This is a genomic window from Catenovulum agarivorans DS-2, from assembly GCF_000568405.1.
Lineage (GTDB): Bacteria > Pseudomonadota > Gammaproteobacteria > Enterobacterales > Alteromonadaceae > Catenovulum > Catenovulum agarivorans_A.
In genome coordinates, this window is the sequence record NZ_ARZY01000023.1 from 37,908 (window position 1) to 56,763 (window position 18,856).

At 35.9% G+C, this 18,856-nt stretch carries 15 protein-coding genes; all 15 read left to right on the top strand.

From position 1 onward, the window contains the following. Positions 1-29: 29 nt before the first annotated feature. The 15 genes from DS2_RS12345 (at position 30) to DS2_RS12420 (ending at position 18,849) form a co-directional block, all read left to right on the top strand. Positions 30-1,565, top strand: coding sequence for an AMP-binding protein (locus DS2_RS12345; protein WP_051479842.1), 1,536 nt, complete (start codon positions 30-32; stop codon positions 1,563-1,565). Next, on the top strand, positions 1,555-2,649 hold the full coding sequence (locus tag DS2_RS12350; protein ID WP_051479843.1) for an acyl-protein synthetase: 1,095 nt from the start codon (positions 1,555-1,557) through the stop codon (positions 2,647-2,649). Before DS2_RS12345 ends, DS2_RS12350 begins: the two co-directional genes overlap by 11 nt. Next, positions 2,633-3,811, top strand: coding sequence for an acyl-CoA reductase (locus DS2_RS12355; protein WP_035015121.1), 1,179 nt, complete (start codon positions 2,633-2,635; stop codon positions 3,809-3,811). Before DS2_RS12350 ends, DS2_RS12355 begins: the two co-directional genes overlap by 17 nt. A gap of 54 nt (positions 3,812-3,865) precedes the next feature. Then, a complete protein-coding gene (locus tag DS2_RS12360) occupies positions 3,866-4,762 on the top strand; it encodes a LicD family protein (protein WP_035015122.1) in 897 nt (298 codons plus the stop codon). A gap of 38 nt (positions 4,763-4,800) precedes the next feature. Continuing rightward, positions 4,801-5,826 (top strand): pyridoxal-phosphate-dependent aminotransferase family protein, encoded by a 1,026-nt coding sequence (locus tag DS2_RS12365; RefSeq protein ID WP_051479844.1) that lies wholly within the window; start codon positions 4,801-4,803, stop codon positions 5,824-5,826. Continuing rightward, positions 5,823-6,539, top strand: coding sequence for an NTP transferase domain-containing protein (locus tag DS2_RS12370; protein WP_035015124.1), 717 nt, complete (start codon positions 5,823-5,825; stop codon positions 6,537-6,539). Before DS2_RS12365 ends, DS2_RS12370 begins: the two co-directional genes overlap by 4 nt. Beyond that, positions 6,532-7,413 (top strand): class I SAM-dependent methyltransferase, encoded by an 882-nt coding sequence (locus tag DS2_RS12375; RefSeq protein WP_035015125.1) that lies wholly within the window; start codon positions 6,532-6,534, stop codon positions 7,411-7,413. The genes DS2_RS12370 and DS2_RS12375 overlap by 8 nt, the downstream gene beginning before the upstream one ends. A 5-nt stretch (positions 7,414-7,418) precedes the next feature. After that, positions 7,419-8,411, top strand: coding sequence for a stealth family protein (locus DS2_RS12380; protein ID WP_160168566.1), 993 nt, complete (start codon positions 7,419-7,421; stop codon positions 8,409-8,411). Then, complete coding sequence (locus DS2_RS12385) at positions 8,412-12,014, top strand: 6-hydroxymethylpterin diphosphokinase MptE-like protein (RefSeq protein WP_051479845.1); 3,603 nt, start codon at positions 8,412-8,414, stop codon at positions 12,012-12,014. It begins immediately after the preceding gene. Positions 12,015-12,233: 219 nt separating this feature from the next. After that, complete coding sequence (locus DS2_RS12390; RefSeq protein WP_152537600.1) at positions 12,234-12,623, top strand: hypothetical protein; 390 nt, start codon at positions 12,234-12,236, stop codon at positions 12,621-12,623. Beyond that, a complete protein-coding gene (locus DS2_RS12395) occupies positions 12,620-13,759 on the top strand; it encodes a hypothetical protein (RefSeq protein WP_035015128.1) in 1,140 nt (379 codons plus the stop codon). Before DS2_RS12390 ends, DS2_RS12395 begins: the two co-directional genes overlap by 4 nt. Positions 13,760-13,774: 15 nt before the next feature. Continuing rightward, positions 13,775-15,637, top strand: coding sequence for an asparagine synthase (glutamine-hydrolyzing) (gene asnB / locus DS2_RS12400; RefSeq protein WP_035015130.1), 1,863 nt, complete (start codon positions 13,775-13,777; stop codon positions 15,635-15,637). Continuing rightward, positions 15,637-16,152, top strand: coding sequence for a hypothetical protein (locus tag DS2_RS12405; protein WP_035015131.1), 516 nt, complete (start codon positions 15,637-15,639; stop codon positions 16,150-16,152). The genes asnB and DS2_RS12405 overlap by 1 nt, the downstream gene beginning before the upstream one ends. Positions 16,153-16,194: 42 nt before the next feature. After that, positions 16,195-17,280: a non-hydrolyzing UDP-N-acetylglucosamine 2-epimerase gene (gene wecB / locus DS2_RS12410; protein ID WP_235188599.1), complete on the top strand. Its 1,086-nt coding sequence runs from the start codon at positions 16,195-16,197 to the stop codon at positions 17,278-17,280. Positions 17,281-17,718: 438 nt separating this feature from the next. Next, positions 17,719-18,849, top strand: coding sequence for a hypothetical protein (locus DS2_RS12420; RefSeq protein WP_035015133.1), 1,131 nt, complete (start codon positions 17,719-17,721; stop codon positions 18,847-18,849). The last annotated feature ends 7 nt before the right edge of the window (positions 18,850-18,856 follow it).

Consider the following 18,856-nt stretch of genomic DNA (forward strand, 5'->3'; position numbering starts at 1 on the left):
CTATATAAAAATAAAATACTGAAAACAACATGCATTTTTACAGCTATCAATATATTCAACAAATTGCACAAAACACGACTAGCCAGATTATTGATGGCGAAACAGGTGTGCAGTTGAATTATACTGAGTTTGATAAAACCGTTCGCCAAGTCGAAACAGTATTTCAGTTGTTATTTGAGCAACATGGCAAATGTTTAATTGCGATAGAAAGTGACAACAGCCTAAATTGCCTAGTGGTGTATTTTGCGCTTTTACGCAGCCAACATTGTCTGTTGTTGCTAGAAAGTGGCCAAGATAAGCTTAAACAGCAACAAATTGTCCAAAATTATCAGATAAACCTATTGTTAGATACAAGCCTGACTAACTCGTTGCTAACGGCATTAGCCGAAGCACACAGCACTGCACAGCGTCTAATCCAACAATTGCCGTTAAAGTTTTTACCAGCACAAACTATTCATCCAGATATCAAATTATTGCTGACAACCAGCGGCTCTACTGGCAGTTGCAAATACGTCAAATTAACTGCGGATAACCTGCAAGCGAATTGCCAATCTATCTGCCAATATTTACAACTAACAGCGAATGATTCTGTAGTGACGACCTTGCCCATGTTTTACAGTTTTGGTTTGTCGGTTATTCATACTCATATCGCAAGCGGTAGTCAGCTGGTGCTGAGCAATTCAACACCTATGGATAAAAACTTATGGGCGCTATTTAAGCAGTATCAGCCTACTTGTTTATATGGTGTGCCGTTTTTCTATCAAATGTTATTACGTTTAGGTTTAAAACGTTTGCCACTGCAGTCGGTAAGATTATTCGCCCAAGCGGGTGGTCGGTTAGATAACGCCCTGATTTTGCAATTGCATGAATATATCCAGCAACAAAATGATGGCTCATGTCACAAACAGCTTTTTATTATGTATGGGCAAACCGAAGCGACTGCACGTATGGCTTATCTGCAACCGGATAAACTACCAGAAAAAGTCGGCTATATTGGCCAAGCTATTCGGGGTGGTGAATTTAAACTGGTTAATGATCTAGCTGATCACGCCGATAACCAAGATAGCAGCACTCAAACAACCCAAACGGGTGAGTTGTACTATCGTGGAGGCAATGTGAGTTTAGGTTTAGCACACAACAGACAAATGCTCGAACAGGTAGAGAAAACCGAATGGTTAGCTACAGGCGATTTAGCCGAGTGTGATGCTGAAGGCGACTACAAAATAACTGGTCGACTCAAACGTTTTATCAAAATAGTGGGTAAGCGGATAAATTTAGATGAAGTTGAAGCTTGGTTAAGCCAATCAGATTTAGCTAGAAACTTAGCCGAACACGCTCAAATACTCGCATCAGGTGACGATGATAAGTTAGTGTTAGTGGTGACGGGTAAATTAGCAGCAAATCACTCAGAGCAAATTCAGCAACAATTAATTCAACATGCAAGTGAGTTGTTATCGGTACACGCAAGCTACCTACAGGCAGCGTACATAGAGCAACCCCCGCTCACAGCCAACAACAAAGTTGATTACACTAAATTAAAACAGCAGGTGTTATATGCAAATTGATGACTATAACAATGCTGCTGTATTCAGCCAATTTCCAGTGTATGGCTTAAATAGTGCGGAAAAGCAGGCGTTTTTGCAACAAAGGTTAAATTGGTTGACTCATCATCATGCAACACATTGCCCTGAGTATGCTCGGCTACTAACTTGTATTGGCGAAGTCAATTCACCCATGTGTAATATCGAACACATAGATCAAGTGCCACCAGTCGCAGCTAGGTTATTTAAAGACTACGGCCTCAAAAGCATTAAAGATGAAGAGGTGTTTCGTTTAATGCGCTCATCTGGCACCAGTGGCCGTCAATCACAAATTTATTTAGACGCTGATTCAGCTAAATTACAAAGCCAAATTTTGGTGAAAACGCTGCAACATTGGTTAGGCAAACAGCGCAGACCCATGCTGATTATTGATGCTAAAGAAACCATGCAAAATAAAAACGGCATGAGCGCACGTGCGGCTGGTTTACAAGGCATGTCGTTTTTTGGTCGCAACCATTGCTACGCGCTTGATGAAAACATGCAGTTGCGTATTGATGAGGTTAAAAGCTTTATTGAGCAATATCACAACCAACAAATATTTATTTTTGGTTTTACGTTTATTGTTTGGCAGCAATTTATTCAAGCTTTACAAAGCTTAGGATTAAAGTTTAACTTGCAGCAGGCGATATTAATTCACGGCGGAGGATGGAAAAAAATGCAGCAGCAAGCCGTGGATGATAAAACTTTTAAACAACAAATAAATGCTCAACTGGGTGATGTCAGTGTGCATGACTACTATGGTATGGTTGAACAAACCGGCACTATTTATATGCAATGCGAGCATGGTCATTTACATTGCCCTGTATGGTCAGACGTAGTCGTGCGTGATATTAACAGCTTGGCACAATTAAAAAATGGCCAACAAGGCCTGCTGCAAGTGAACTCAGCGCTACCAACTAGTTACCCAGGCCACAGCATATTAACCGAAGACTTAGCTGTTATTCATGGCGAAGATGACTGCCCATGTGGTCGTTTAGGCAAATATTTTACTTTGCACGGCCGAGTGCCAAATTCGCAAGTGAGGGGGTGTAGTGACACATTCTCTTAAATTTATCGAAGCGGTTAAATGGCCACTGAAAACTGAGAACTTCGCCAACCCTCACAACAACCTAGCTTGGCAGAATGAGTTAGTTGAGGCAGTTGCAGGCTTTTCGACTTTTATTTTAAAGCAAGCTGAGCTAAAACAGTTTCCAGAAATTATCGCGTTAGCTTATTGGTTTAGGCCTGCGCATTTAAAACAATTGCAAACTGAGCAAGTTGCATCCGACAAGGTGCGCCCCCTAGTTGGTAGAGCAGCCGGTAAGGTATTTCATATAGCACCGGCTAATGTCGATACAGTTTTTTTGTACTCGGCTTTACTGTCGGTTTTATGTGGCAACCAAAATATAGTGCGCATCAGTGAGCGTAGTGGTGATATTACCAGCATGCTGGTGGAGCTCTTAAAAATATATTGCCAAAGCCCAACAGGTAAACTGTTAGCTAATTACCTAGCCGTGGCCGAATATTCAGCGCAACTCGAAAATGTAACCGCGCAACTAAGCCGATGGTGTGATTTAAGGGTAATTTGGGGCGGTGACCAAAGCATAGCAGCCATTAGCCAAATTGAGCCCAATACCAAACAAATAGAGTTTCCAGATAGATATTCAATAGCGCTACTGAGTTTAAACAAAGATATCAAACAAACCGCACAGCAGTTTTTGACCGATGTGTTGCCATTTAACCAACAAGCTTGCTCGTCACCCAAAGCAATTTATTGGCTAAATGTGCCAGAAGAAAAACAACAAGACTTTTGGTTAAACATAGAAAACTTGTTGCCGAATAGTCGCAACCAACTGACCATGAGCAACAAAGTAGAGCAGCATATACTGCTGCAAAAACTTGCGGTAGAACATGGAATTGAATTAGCCAACCATACTGGCAAGTCATTTGCTAAGATAAAAAGCATAGGGCCGTTAGGTCAATGTAAAGTCAAAAATTTGACAAGTGAAATGTTAGTTGCCCACTCAGGCAATGGTTTAGTGTTGCAAACTGATATTGAAGATGTAGCTGCAATTGCCAACAGTGAAAAACTGCAATCGGTGATTATTGACGACCAAACCTTGGGGGAGGCTTTGCAAGTGGGTAAACGCTTCGTGCAAATCGGCCAAGCATTGGCATTTGATACAGTTTGGGATGGTTTGGATTTGATTGATGTGTTTGCTTTAAAGTAAAGCTTTGTATTTAGTGGGCGATAACAATAAAAAGGCTTATGAGTATTTTAAAATATGAACAGCTTGCAAAGTGATAAAAACGTAATTTTTGGTGCAGGTGAAATGGGCCGGTTAGCCTATGAGAGCCTCAGAGCTAAATTAAATATTTGCGCATTTATAGATAATGATAAAAATAAACATACTTCACATATAGATGGTTTACCAATCAAATCTCCACACGAATTATCAAATATAAACCCGACCAAAATTATTATAGCAAGCGAATATTTTGAGCAGATTAAGCAGCAACTACTTGTCGAACTCGCCATTAATGAAAATCAAATTTCAGTGTTCAACTCAGTTGATTCTGTTGCTCAGTTTGGCCTAAATAGCTCCAAAAAGGCGTTAGCTGAAAATTTGTTGCTAGATGTATGTCGAGAGCTAGAAGCACACCAAATCAATTATTATGTTGATGCCGGAACATTATTAGGCATCATTCGAGACGATGCTTTAATCCCTTGGGACGATGACTTAGATATAGCTGTTTGTTCTACTCATATTGAAAAGTGTGAACTCGCAATTGAACAAGCCATAGACAAGATATATAAAAAACGGGATGTTGAATTAGAACTAGATGCGTATTACGCAGAACATAATTTTAAAAATATAAATATCGGCGATTTAAGATCTTTTAAATTAAAACCTAAGACCAACAAAACAGTTGCTCCGTCTTTAGATGTTTTTATTAAATACCAAAAGAGTGATGAGATGAATTATTTGATGTCTTCTAGGGCGATTACCATGCCCGCTTATCATATGCTCAACACTCAAATAAAAGAGTTTCGAGGGCAAAATATTAGGATCCCTGATAACGTTGATGCGTATTTAACAAAACATTATGGTGATTGGAAAACACCAAATAAAGAATGGAACATAACTATGTTAAGTAACTCAACCGTATTCAAAACATGAGTAGCATACCCCGATTGTACACACCTGGTCCGGTTCCCATGTCTGCTGAAGTTTTAGCCATAGGGGCAACCCAAGTGCCATATTTTAGAAATAAAGCGTTTTCTAACCTAATGTTAGATTGCCAGCATAAGTTGTTAGACCTTGTGAATGCAGAAACTGGAAGTAAAGTACTTTTTTTTGCATCTTCAGGTACAGGGGTTATGGAGGCATGTGTTGATAATTTTATTCAAAAATCAGACAAAGCTTTAGTTATAAATACGGGGGGCTTTGGTCAGCGTTTTGTGGATATTTGTCAACGGAAAAACCTTGATGTACATGACGCCAAATACACGGTTAATGAAGTTATTAACTACAATGACTTTAAACAACTAGAGTTTGATGCCCTATTTGTTAATGCTTGTGAAACCACTACAGGCAGAAAATTAGACATAGAGCAATCAGGTAAGCTTTGTAAACATAAAGGTGCTTTGCATATTGTTGACGCAATTAGTGCCTTTTTATCTGATCCAATCGACATGCAATTGCATAATATAGATGCGCTGATTATAAGTTCAAACAAAGGACTTGCGTTACCTCCAGGCTTAGGCATAGTTATACTAAGTCCAAAAGCTATTCGTAATGTAAAACAGTCTCCTTCATTATATTTTGACTTCAAAGAAAGTTTAAAAAATATGCAAAGGGGGCAAACGCCTTTTACCCCACCCGTTTCAATAATCCTACAACTGCAATATCAATTAACTCAATTAACTCAAATAGGGATAAGCAATTTAATTGCTCAACGAGCTGATTTGGTTAATTATTTTAGAGAAAAAATTTGTCACCTACCGTTAAAAAATTACGTGAACGACTTATCAAACTCAGTCACAGCATTGTCGCCGTTGGCACAAAATGCAGATTATTTAGTTGAATACTTTGAAAGAAAATTCAATCTAATTTTAACTCCAAGTGCGGGCGATTTATCCAAAAAAGTATTTCGAGTCGCTCATCTGGGACATGTTGATAAAGCACATTTTGATGTATTAATTGAAGCTCTAAATGAATTTTATCAAGAGAGGTTATCATGAAAGCACTGCTAATGGCCGCTGGCGTAGGAACACGCATTAGCCGATATTTAAATGGTATCCCAAAATGTTGTGTACCAGTTAACAATGTTAGTTTGATAAAGTACACGTTTGAAATGTTGAAGAGGAAAGGGATTCACGACATTGCCATTGTAACTGGTTATAAACAGGAGCACATATTAAAGCAGCTCGAAGGATATCAATATACTCATTTTGAAAACCCTTTTTTTGATGTAACAAATTCGATTGCTTCCACATGGTTTGCCCAAGAATTTTTAAACGCTGACGATGATTATATGATAATGAATGCGGATGTGTTTGTTGAAGAAGCCGTAATCGACATTTTATTACAAGCCGAAGATTCGCCGTTGTTTCTAGCAGATAGTACTCGGATTGAAGGCGCTGATTATAAATTTAACTGGCAAGAAAACGTGCTGATTAAATACGGTAAAGAACTAACCGCTAATGAGACAACAGGTGAATATGTTGGTATTGCCAAAATAGCTGCTAGGGATATTGAATTTTGCAAAAGTGTTTTAAATAGTTTAATTCAACAGCAAAAACACAGTTATTGGTGGGAAGATATATTTTACCGTAGTAGTGATATTAAACCTGTTATGGTAAAGGATATTAAAGGTAATTTCTGGGCTGAAGTAGATTATATTGAAGACTATGAGCGCATAAAAGCCTACGTTGCAGAGAAGTATTATGGATAAAAATAATCAGGATATTATTGATGCTTTAGCTCGGCTATCTGAAATAGAGCTGCAACAACAAAAATTAGAGCAAGAATATAACTACTTGCAAGATAAAATTCATTTGGCATTCGATTCAAATAAATACCAAACGGTCGAAGCAGAAAAACACATTATTAGTAACTTTTGGGCGCAAGCTTATGGTAAATATCTAGATGGTGGTTATATCACCAACGACCCATTTATTGTAGATGCGCGCTTTAAATATGAAAAAGTCACTATTGATAGCTTTATTCGGCAGTATGCCAATGGGTATAAGACATGCCTTGATGTCGGGTGTGGCAATGGTCGTTATACAAAATTTTTGGCTGAAACCTTCTCGCGTTGTATTGGTATTGATTTAAGTGAGCAACGAATTGCTGACAACAAAGCTGAAAATACACTTGGGAATGTCGAATACCAGTGCTGTGATATATCTAACTCTAGCAAATTAGTTGAAAATGGTTACGATTTTATCTTTATCGGCGACATTTTCATGTATACCCATGAATCAAATGTTGAGGAATTATTTAAGTTATTAGTCAGTTTGTTATCTGAAAACGGAATACTGCTCATTAGAGAAAGTACATTATTACAAGGAAAAGAAAATTATAGATCTAAAAATTATGTCGCCTATTACCGCAACTTTAAATTTTACTGTTCTAGTATATTTGAAAGACATTTAATCCATCACCAGCGGAATTACTCATATAATTTATACCATCTGAAAAAATATTTTAATGTACATCAACAGCATAGCGCTGTATTGGATAACCCTGAATTACTGAATACTATAGTGCCTGATTATTTGCCGAACGAGGTGAGAACCGGTCACTTTTTCCTTTATAAAAAATGAAAGATATGACGCAATCAGAGATTGACTTTGTAATTATTTGGGTTGATGGTAATGACAAAAAGCATCAAGCCAAACGAGCATCTTATTTGTCTAAGTTAACGCATGATGAGCTAAGCATCAAAAGCCAAGATGATTTTGAAGAGTCGGTCAGTGATCTAAGATTTGTACAAAGTGATGAATTAAAGTATTGCCTGCGTTCTATAAAAAAGTATGCACCATGGTATAGAAAAATTATTTTGATTACTGATCAGCAAGTGCCAAGTTTTTTGGATGTAGATAAACTATTTTTAGATAGAATTGAAATCGTTGATCATAGTGAGCTTTTTAAAGACTTCCCGGAATATTTACCAACTTTTAACTCAAGAGCTATAGTTACTGCATTGCATACGCTTGACTCTTTAAGTGAGCAGTTTATTTTAGGCAATGATGATTTGATGTTAAGTGGTGATGTTACACCCAATTTTTATTTTGAAGGGAATAAGCCAATTATTAGAGCAAGTTGGTATTCATTGCCCGAAAGTGAAAGCGTTAAATTACACATGCAAGGTACAGTAAATGCGGCTGCCATGCTTGGTTATTCTAGCGATAATTATCTTATTCCGAGTCATGCATTTATATCTTTAGACAAAACCAGATTAAAAAAGTTAGCGAATGTTTTTCAAAAAAAATTCAAGGAAAACAAAAGTTATAAATTTAGGCATCGAGATCAATTTTTGATTGAATCTTTATACAATCATTACTGTATAAAGTATGGTGAAGGTATTTTAAAAGATTACGACTTTATGGTGCACTTTAGCATTCAGTTGTGTAGAGAAGGGCGTCCAGAAAAGGTCAACTTTTTATTCGATTTGATTAGAAGTCAACAAAGACTGACTTTTTGTATAAATGAGTTCCAGTCTTTATTAAAAATAATACCCAACCTACATAACATGTTGGATGAGATATGTGGCTCAAAGCTAGCATCAGAGATTGAAATTAACAACACACTTGGAAATTAGATGTTAAAAGATATTCGATTACATGTAGAGCAGGATGAAGAAAAACAACAAGAAATAGAAACCTTTTTAGCTGCTGATATCGCTCGTACCCATGCTAAAAACATCCAAGCATTTAGCTATCATATCCCCTCTGTTCTTGAATATGTACAAAACGTTAGAAGTAGTAATATCAGTTTGTTCTGCAATAAGTACAAACAAAAAAATATAGTAGATTATGGAAATGGTCGAACTCTGTATGGATTAGAGCCAGAATCCGAAGTTACCCAACAGTTTGAATTATTTAATAGATTCCCCCAGTTAATTACTTTTACCCATCAAGAAAATGACAAGCCTATAACTAAAGCCGACGAACAAGATGAACCTAGACAAAGTTTAGAATCGCAAACAAATTATCAAGAATTAATTTCGCGGGATGCTTTACCTGATAATTGTGACTTAGTTGTTGTACTTGGAATTGGTTTGGCTAAGCATATTGAATTGCTAATTAATCAAAAACAGATTAAGCACTTAGTCATCTATGAACCAGAAATTCAATACTTTCAATGTTCGGTATTAGCTACTGATTGGGATGGAATACTCGACTTAGCAAAAGAAAAAGGCACTAGCATCTATTTGCAATTAGGTAAAGATGGGCGGGATATCATCTCAGACTTAAAAGAGTTTTTAGCTGTGTATCCCGCAACTGAAGGTTTTTTATATCAACACTATCATCATCCTATTTTTGATTCGATTGTGACTTCATTTCAATTAGGATGGCATCATTGTTTAGCCAATGGTATTCAATCGAAAGTTGAAAATAAAAATACCTACCTGCCAATTTGGACACAAGCGATTGATTTAACCCAGCTCAAATCAGTTTGTGAGGAGACTAGCTCACTTTACCAAACCAATATCAAGGCGTTTGAAAAGTACTTTCCTCAAATTGCAAAAGAGTTTAAATCTTACAAGCCAAAATATTGGGCTATTGCCGAAAATTCAAATAAACAAATTAATTTAATTGAGAAGCAGCAACTTGCCTGTTTTCATGGAGACTTTCCGAGAGAAGAAGGCGCATTAAATTTTAATAATTTTGCGACTTTTCCAAATAAAGACGGTTTGGTTCTGGGATATAAAGGCACCAAATTAAAACACTATTTGCATTACCAATTTGTTGAAAAAACTGAAAAACTTTTAGAGGCGTTAGAAGAAGAACAAGGCGCCCTGCCAGAAACCATAAAATCACTGATTATGTTTGGTATAGGCACTGGCTATCAAATAGAGGCTCTTTTTGCACAACATAAGGTTGAAAAACTTTTTATATGTGAGCCCAACCGTGATTATTTTTATGCATCTCTATTTGCAATCAATTGGGCTGAAATACTGCAAAATATAGATGAATCCGGCGCTCGAATTTATTTAAATATCGGAGATGATGGCACCAATTTATTTAAAGACTTACTCAACCAATTTTATTCGATAGGCCCCTATATATTAGCCAGTACTTATTTTTACCAAGCTTATTATAATTCAACATTGGTTCAGGCAGTTGCACAATTACGTGAGCAGTTGCAAGTAGTAATATCTATGGGTGAGTACTATGATCACGCGAAATATGGTATTGCTCATACAACTGAAACCATATCTAGAGGCTATCCTTTTTTAATCAAACATCCAGCCAAACAATTAACGGTACAACAAAAAGAAGTGCCAGTCTTTTTAGTTGGAAACGGACCTTCGTTAGATGAATCTATTGAAGTTATTAAAGAATGGCGCGAGCAGGCTATTGTTGTTTCGTGTGGTACCGCATTAATGCCGCTATACAAAAATGGCATAGTGCCAGATTTTCATGCGGAAATAGAACAAAACCGTTCTACCTTTGACTGGATATGCCGAATTGGTGATTTTGAATACCTAAAAAATATCAGCTTGATTAGCTGTAATGGTATTCATCCTGACACCTGTGATTTATTTAAAGATGTATATTTATCTTTTAAAGAAGGGGAATCTTCAACCGCTTCAGCCATAGAGGTTATTGGTAAGGGAGTGTATGAAGAACTCCAATTTGCTTTTCCAACCGTCTCTAACTTTTCATTAAATATATTCTCTAAAATTGGCTTTAACCAAATATATTTGTTTGGGGTTGATCTTGGTTTTGCTGACGATAAAAAGCATCACTCAAAAGAGTCTGGCTATTACAAAGATACAGGTGAAGAAATGTATAACTATAGAGAAAAGAATAATACCTCTATGGTTGTACCAGGTAATTTTAGGAACACGGTTTTCACCAAACACGAATTTAAGGTATCTAAAGTTATATTGGAGCAGACACTTGCGAATAGCAAGATTGATTGCTTTAACTGTTCCGATGGCGCGAAAATTTTTGCTACAACGCCATTGGATAAAGAGATGGTGCTTTTAACTAACTCTGTATCAGTAAAAAACGAAGCATTAGAATCGTTTAAACATAAAGCATTTGTGTCTATCGAAAATGCGCAAAATTATTTGGAACAGTTTAAGAATAAATTCCGAGATAAAAATTTCGAGTTTGAATTAGATGGTATAATGGAACAAGTTAGTTTACCAACCCTGTCATTTTCTGACGTTGAAAATTTAATCAATCAGCAAAAAGAAATGTTATTTGCATCGTATTCACATGGTAAGTCATTATTGTTTTACTTGCTTTACGGTACAGTTAATTATTGCAACGCATTGCTCAGTAAGTGTAATAGCATCACTGATGAAAAAGTATTTTCCAATTATATTTTAAAAATAATCCAATATTGGAGTGAGTTTTTAAATGAAGTTAAAGTTGCTATTCCAGTTGTCTTTGACAATTTTGATTTATCAGCATCTTTTTTATGTGAAAGAGAAAAGAAATTACTCAAATCGTGGACAGATAAAACTCTTTATTTTACTGAGATACCTTTTCAGCATATGTTTGAGAACTTTTGTGAACAATTCTACGCTAAGGATGTTGTGATTCCAAAGTATTATGAACCAAGTATACTGGGCAACTGCGAACTTGGCGAATTTAAACATATTCGTTTTGCTTTCTTAGTTGAAAGTCAAACTCAGGTTGATTCTATTATTGCTAACATTAATAAGATGCCTGTAAATCAAGCAAATGTATTTTGGTTAGGAGATAATGTTACCGAATTCAGTTATTCGAAGTTAAAATATAACTCTAGTATTCTCTTGCAACCGAATTTTTTATCTGGTCACTCAGGAAAAGAATCTTTTAAACGAGGTGAAAAACTGTATTGGGTTAAAGAGCATTTAACTTATGCAATTTTAAAATATGATTTTTTGTGCCCATTTAGTCGATATATCGCGCCAAAAATTCAATCAGTTCAATCAGAGCACAATGATAGATCTCTTATTCAATACTATGAAAGAGTGAAGGCCGCTACAGAGAAATATCAATATTTTATTGAATATAGAGAATATTTAGTATTTGCTGAGTACGAAGAATTAGTAAGCAGAATGATTGATATGGGAGGGAACAGGGGCGTTATACATTCCAAGTTGGAACTTGTGCCAACTATGTTGTTTGATTCAGTTATAGCAGATAAATCTATAGATTTTATCTGTAAAACAATTGATTGGGATGCTTTACAATTGTAGGCGTTCCATAATGTTCACAAATTCAAATCATTAATTTTTAGACAGTACTTAGTTGATGACGCTGATATTCGAAAATTTTTTCAGCTGAACATTTGCAGTTTATATCCGAGAGTGAAGGGGCACACTAACAATGTTTACTGCAAATCTCATTATGAAATTAGTACCTAATCAAATATTGGAGCATCGACGATAATGCCTTAATTAAAGTCCTGAGAATTTGTGTCGATATATATTTATAAGGTTGCTTTAAAAGGTTTGTATAGAGTGCTTAACAGGATTCAGAAATTTTTTTTATCTGCAGACCAACTGCTTGTTAGACAAGTACAAAAACACCAATATAAAACTGTATCAGTTTATGGAATTGGAGAAGTTGGCGTTGCCGTCGTTAGTTTGTTAACGGGTAAAGGGATAAAGCTGGAACATTGGTATGATTCTAAGATAGCAACTCAAAATAATCACTATTTAGGTCATACATTAACGCCTTATGCAGAATTAAAGCATGATCGTTCTGAAGCTATTATTATTGCTAGCGAAGCTTTTACCGAGCAAATTCAAAAGGTTATTGAAGATAACTTATACTCCGGAACCATTGTTAAGCTGAAGCCATGATAAATAAAAAAATATTATTTGTATTTAAAAACCCTATTATTAAATGCCCCAGACCAAGGCGTTTGGCTTTAACGATTGCAAACAAGCACGAAGTTAGTTATCTCTGTCCCGCAGAAATCAACGAAAGCGAACAACAAGATATAAAGCGTTTTGGCTATTTGTATCGGAAAATTCAATCTCCATTTATTCGTTACTTAAAAAAGGTTTCCATCAAATGCGGATTGTTTAAATTAGCAAGTTGGATCGAATCTGATAGATATGAATTTCCTCTCATATCTGATGGACAGTTTGATATCATTTTTGTTCATGACTTATATTTATTTCCTTATTTCTCTCATTTTACCAAAACTAAAGTCATTTTTGATGCTAGAGAATATTACCCGCTAGAAATGGCGGATGATACTGTTTGGCGAAATACCGATGGTAAGTTGGCTGAATATACTTGTAAAAAATATCTTAAAAAACCCTATAAAATGCTCACTGTATCCAACTCTTTAGTAGAAATGTATCAGTCTATGCTCAAAAGAGATGTACATTATTTTCCAAGTTATCCTAGAGAAGAGTTGAGAATACGAGAGCCAAATTTAAACAGTCAGTTTCCACTGCGTTTTATTCATCACGGTGCAGCAATTGAAAATCGTGGTATTGAACGAATGATAGAGCTTATGCGCTTATTAGGTGATGATTATCAGTTAGATCTTATGCTAGTGCCTATGATGAAAGGGAACTACATTGGTAAATTGAAAGCCATGGCAGCAGACTTACGAAATGTAAGATTTATTAATACAGTTCATCCCGATGACATTATAGGGACTTGTGCTGAATATGATCTCGGTTTATATATTATGTCAATAAATGAAAGCCAGAACCGTTATTGTTTGCCGAATAAATTTTTTGAATTTATATTCGCTGGCTTACCTGTAATCACCAGCTTTTCCCAAGATATGAAAACGCTTATTGATAAAAATGACCTTGGAGTGGGTTTTTTAGAGGAAAGTATAGAAGAAATAGCAGAGTCTATACGTCAATTGACAACTGCTGATATTGCTCGATTTAAGCAAAATGTTGCTGAAAAAACAAAAACATGGACGACAGCAAATAATATACGAAGCAACTTTCCAGAATTAGAATTGTAATTTATTGGTGACTTAATGTGCGGTATTACAGGTATTATTGACATGCAGGCCGGAGTATCGGCCAGCGAGATTGATAAGTTCAATTATTCACTCTTTCATCGTGGACCTGATTACCAAGCAGTTTATTTGTCACCCCGTAAGCGTGCTGCTTTGGGGCACTGTAGGTTGTCTATATTAGATATGACAACATCATCACATCAACCTTTCAAGTCTTCCGATGGTAGGTATATATTAGTTTTTAATGGTGAAATTTATAACTTTATTGAGCTTAAATCTGAGCTAAAACTCTTGGGTCATGAATTTTTCACTACATCCGATACTGAGGTTCTACTTCACGCATATTTAGAATGGGGAACAGATTGTTTGTCCAAGTTTAATGGGATGTGGGCTTTTGCAATTTGGGATGACTTAGAGCAAAGTTTGTTTTTAAGCAGAGATAGGTTTGGCGTTAAGTCCCTATATTTCCAAAATATTGGCTGTCGCTTTGCTTTTGCTTCAGAGCAAAAAGCATTTATTAGTCTAAAACATTCCGTGTCTATTGATCCTGATAATCTCAATCAAATAATATCTTTTCCAGAAGTTATAGAGTCTCAACGTTTTACTATTTATCGCGATGTGCAAAAACTCCTGCCTGGTGAATATGCCTTTTTCAAGGACGGTAAATTACAAATATATAAGTGGTGGGATACATACAGTGAACTAAAAAAGTTAGGGCGGAATAATAGTGGTACAGAAGAGCTACAGTCTATATTTCACGAAGCTTGTGAAATTCGTACTCGGAGTGATGCCAAAGTCGCAACCGCATTGAGTGGCGGAATAGACTCGTCAGTTATAACATCACAAATTGCAAAACATTCTAAACCTCATCATGAGATGAAGGCATTTATTGGTTCATTTGATGATCTAGAATGTGATGAGTTTAAATGGGCGGAACAAGTTTGTAAAAAGAATAACATTAGTTTTGTTAGAGTTAATATCGATCAAGAAGATGTTATTAACTCTTTTTCTGAAAATGCATTGTGCTTAGAAGATATAAACGAGTTACCTGCTATCGGACAGTCAAAAATATATGCAGCCATGCGTGAACAAGGGTATAAGGTTTCGATTGAAGGGCATGGTGGTGATGAGCTTTTCGGGGGCTATCCCAGACATATAAATGCTTATATGGCAGAAAGTATTTATAACGGAAATTCAATTAGTGATTTAGCTAATGGTATTATTAGTCTAAGTAATACTAAGCCATTGCGAAACAATGCTTATTTGAAAGGAAATATTCTTCAGCTTTCCACTGATCCTCAAAAACTCCATATGAAAGGGAGTAGCTCCAAGCTTTATTTACGACGTTTTATAAACTCAGACAAGGACCCTGTTAAATTAAAAGTGGCAGAAGTTGACGATGGAGAGTATTTATCAGAGGGTTTGCTGTTTAGAAAGTTATACGAAGATTTTCATTACTTAACACTTCCCTATATTTTGAGAAACTATGACCGGTTATCAATGAAGCATGGTATAGAGGTAAGATCTCCTTTTCTTGATTATCGGTTTGTTCTTGCTGCATTTAGAGCACCTCAAAGCTTTAAAATATCAGAAGGGAAAACTAAACGATTTCTAAGAGATGGTTTAATTTACTTGCCCGAGCAAATTGCAAATAGAACCGATAAATCTGGTTTTACGCCCCCTATGATTTCTTGGTTAAAAGCCGGTTTGGCTGTTGAAATTCAGGAACGCCTGAATGATATTAAAGTTAGAAACTCAACAACATTTGACGGTGTAGGGTTAATTAATACGATCAACGAATTAATAAAACGTAACTCTTATTCTAAGCTATTATCTCATTGGCCCTTAATTAATATTGCTTTACTAGAGTCGAGTCACTAATGGACATTTTGGAAGAACGGATTAAATTACACCTTGGTATCTCAGATGACATTTACACGATAGTCATTTGGGGGGCCGGCCAATTTGGAGAACTTATCTATAATTTATTAGCCTCCAAATGGCCACAACACAAGATTCTCGGATATGTTGATTCTTCAGTTAAACAAGTCACATTTAAAGGGCAAGCTAAGATCTTTCCAATATCAGAGTTAACCTCTATGGAATATGATTTGCTGTTTATCAGTAGTATTGAGTATGAATCAGAGATCGAAGCACAACTTAATTCTTTAGATATAAAGCTTCCCGGAAAAGCTATTAAGTTGACGGAAATACCAGACTTACTTTTATTAATTCAAGAGTTGCATGCATCAAGAGACTATCAAAAGACAAAAAATCTTATTTACCGTTTTCCGGATGTAGAGGCCTTTTGGCTATTGCTTTCAGAGTTAGCAACAGACCCACATGAGTCTAAGTTGTGCTATGAATGCTACCAACGGTTAAGTAAAAAACGTTAGATATTGTAAGTCTGTTCAACAATAATTTTTAAAGGGGATATTTTGATTAAAATTGTTACGATTATTGGTGCAAGACCCCAATTTATTAAGGCTGCTGCATTCAGTCGTGTTTTGCGCGAAAAATATGATCCTGCAAACCCAGTTAAAGAGATTTTAGTTCACACCGGTCAACATTTTGATAGCAATATGAGCAAGGTGTTTTTTGATGAACTGCGTATACCTGAGCCTGATTATAATTTAGGTATTCATGGCGGAAGTCATGGCGATATGACTGGCAAAATGATTATCGAAATTGAAAAGGTATTATTTAAGGAAACACCGGATATTGTATTAGTTTATGGTGATACTAATTCGACCTTAGCCGGGGCGATATCAGCCTCTAAACTAAACATCCCTATCGTTCATGTTGAAGCAGGTTTGAGGTCGTTCAACAGAGTTATGCCTGAAGAGATTAATCGTGTGATGGCAGACCATGTATCTGATTTACTTTTTTCGCCCACGAAAACAGCTTCAAAAAATTTACAGAACGAGGGAATTGAACATGGAAGAATATGCGAAGTTGGCGACATAATGTATGATGCTGCACTCTATTATAAAAAGCTTGCCAAAAAACCAGACAGTTTAAAATTAGAAATTGAAAAATTTTTTCTGTTGACTATTCATAGAGCTGAAAATACCGACAACCCAGCAAAACTTAGTGCAATAATCGAAGCATGCGCTAAACTCCCGTATCATTTAATTTGTCCTATTCACCCCAGAACCCTTCAAAAGTTAAGTGCTTTGAATATAACAGTTCCCGACAATTTAATGTTAATTGAACCCGTAAGTTATCTTGAAATGGTTTGGTTGGAAGTCAGTTGTGAAGCAGTTATAACTGATTCAGGAGGCGTTCAGAAAGAAGCATTTTTCCATCATAAGCCTTGCCTCACATTGAGAGAAGAAACTGAGTGGGTTGAGTTATGTGACTTAGGTGTAAATATACTGACTAGAGCTGAAGATTTATACACGTCTTATATTAAAATGTCTTCACAATCACTTGAACATTTATTTGAACAAACCCTTTATGGTTATGGAAATACGGCAGAATTGATTTTAAACGAGATTCTAAAGCGGTATGCAAATGGCTAAATTTGTATAATCATCTGAGAAAGTTGAAAATTAAAGTTTTTACATGTTAGTCCGATATTTATATATACGGAATTACAAAGCGCATAAAAATATGTTTGATAAGATTACGTCTTATATATATCCACCGGATAGGTTATTAGCATCAAAGGTTCTAAAGTTAAAATTAACCCAAGTTTCCATTTTCGGGGCAGGGGATTTAGGGCGGGGAGTAATTCAGTACTTGCACGATAAACCAATAAACATTAACAGATGGTATGACTCATCAGTAAAACAGGGAAAAGCTTATTTTTGTAAACGTGAAGTTTGGTCAATAGACAACTTGAGTCATGAGCCTTGTGAATATTTGATAATCGCGAGCGAGGTATACAAAAAAGAAATGATCACTAGCGCAAGAACGGCTGGCTTCAATGGTCACTTTATTACACTGTAGGTCGCTATATGTCTCAAAAAATATTGCTAGTGATGGAAAATGAATTTGAAAAGTGCCCGAGAGCCCGAAGACTTTTTATGGCTTTAGCAGCACGGCATCAAGTTAAACACATATGCAGGCCTTTATTAAATGAAAACAATCAAGCGGGCAACTTACTTTGGCATTTAAATAAAAATTTACACAGCCCACTAACTCGTAAATTAGTCGATCTCGCTATAAAATTTAACTTATTGAATTTCGCCTTAGGGTATAAAAGTCGTTGTTATGATGTTGGTAATGTTAAGGATGGCGATTTTGATTATATATTCGTATATCAATTATATCTGTTACCTCATTTTATCGAGTTTAAAAAAACGAAAGTGATTTTTGATGCGCGTGAATGTTATCCACTTCAACTGGCTAATAATAAGAAATGGCTGTCTACTCACGGAAAATTAGCCGAATTTGCCTGTAAAAAGTTAATTCCAAAAGTATACAAAACAACTACAGTGTCCCCCTCTCTACAAACGTATTATCAAGCGCTCACAGGTCGAAAACCCGAATTATTTCCAAGTTATCCGCATTCGAGTTATAGGGTCAACGCACTAGATAAAGCAATTGGTACACCTATTCGGCTTATACATCACGGTTCCTGCGACAGAAAACGTGAATTACATCAAATGATTGAACTAATGCAATTACTTGGTTCAAACTTTCAGCTTGATTTAATGTTGGTATATAAACCTGGAAATTCATATATTAAAGAGATCGAATTGCTCGTTGATAAAACTGATAATGTTCAGTTAATTGACGCTGTTTCTCCTGAGCAAATAATAAAATCAACCATGGTATACGATTTGGGGCTGTTTTTATTGCCTGATAACGGCAGTCAAAACAAGTATGCCTTACCAAATAAGTATTTTGAATTTTTGTATGCAGGCTTACCCGTTATTACAAGTGGTTCCATTGATATGAAGATGTATACGGATAAATACGGGTTCGGTCTATCATTTTTAAATGAGTCTTTACAAGAAATTGCAGACCATATTAAACATATCACAAAAGAAGACATCGAAAAATTTAAGCGCTCAATTGATAAAGAAGTAAGTTTTTTTACAGTTGAAGAAAATATAAAACAATGTTTGCCAGAGTTAATTTAATTCTACT

What these genes read in the sequence shown, in the direction of transcription:
- DS2_RS12345 (WP_051479842.1), top strand. Translation starts at nt 30, where the DNA reads ATGCATTTTTACAGCTATCAATATATTCAACAAATTGCACAAAACACG.
- DS2_RS12350 (WP_051479843.1), top strand. Translation starts at nt 1,555, where the DNA reads ATGCAAATTGATGACTATAACAATGCTGCTGTATTCAGCCAATTTCCA.
- DS2_RS12360 (WP_035015122.1), top strand. Translation starts at nt 3,866, where the DNA reads ATGAACAGCTTGCAAAGTGATAAAAACGTAATTTTTGGTGCAGGTGAA.
- DS2_RS12365 (WP_051479844.1), top strand. Translation starts at nt 4,801, where the DNA reads ATGTCTGCTGAAGTTTTAGCCATAGGGGCAACCCAAGTGCCATATTTT.
- DS2_RS12370 (WP_035015124.1), top strand. Translation starts at nt 5,823, where the DNA reads ATGAAAGCACTGCTAATGGCCGCTGGCGTAGGAACACGCATTAGCCGA.
- DS2_RS12375 (WP_035015125.1), top strand. Translation starts at nt 6,532, where the DNA reads ATGGATAAAAATAATCAGGATATTATTGATGCTTTAGCTCGGCTATCT.
- DS2_RS12380 (WP_160168566.1), top strand. Translation starts at nt 7,419, where the DNA reads ATGACGCAATCAGAGATTGACTTTGTAATTATTTGGGTTGATGGTAAT.
- DS2_RS12385 (WP_051479845.1), top strand. Translation starts at nt 8,412, where the DNA reads ATGTTAAAAGATATTCGATTACATGTAGAGCAGGATGAAGAAAAACAA.
- DS2_RS12395 (WP_035015128.1), top strand. Translation starts at nt 12,620, where the DNA reads ATGATAAATAAAAAAATATTATTTGTATTTAAAAACCCTATTATTAAA.
- asnB (WP_035015130.1), top strand. Translation starts at nt 13,775, where the DNA reads ATGTGCGGTATTACAGGTATTATTGACATGCAGGCCGGAGTATCGGCC.
- DS2_RS12405 (WP_035015131.1), top strand. Translation starts at nt 15,637, where the DNA reads ATGGACATTTTGGAAGAACGGATTAAATTACACCTTGGTATCTCAGAT.
- DS2_RS12420 (WP_035015133.1), top strand. Translation starts at nt 17,719, where the DNA reads ATGTCTCAAAAAATATTGCTAGTGATGGAAAATGAATTTGAAAAGTGC.